Origin of the sequence: Microbacterium sp. GbtcB4 (genome assembly GCF_019091465.1) — a bacterium.
GTDB lineage: Bacteria > Actinomycetota > Actinomycetes > Actinomycetales > Microbacteriaceae > Microbacterium > Microbacterium paraoxydans.
The window spans coordinates 1-234 of sequence record NZ_JAGXJJ010000636.1; the positions used below are offsets into that span (position 1 = coordinate 1).

The window sequence follows — 234 nt, forward strand, 5'->3', positions numbered from 1 at the left end:
GGTGGGGGTCGCGGGGGCCCGCTGGGCCGCCGGGTCGCCGGGCTTCGGGCGCTCCCGCCCGCGGACGGCTCCGGGGCGGCGCTCGGCCTCGTCGATGCGCAACCACCCCTCCCAGTCCACCACGCCGGGGGGGTCCACGGGCGGGTCGCGGGCGATGCGGGCGGACGGCGTCGGGGCGAGGTCCTCCACGAGATGCTGCACGGCCTGCGGGGCGTCGGACTTGCTCGAGCCGAT

At 79.9% G+C, this 234-nt stretch carries 1 pseudogene; it reads right to left on the reverse strand.

The window, feature by feature from the left end:
• Positions 1 to 234: pseudogene (locus tag KVS71_RS19085) on the reverse strand (hypothetical protein); the annotation flags it as partial.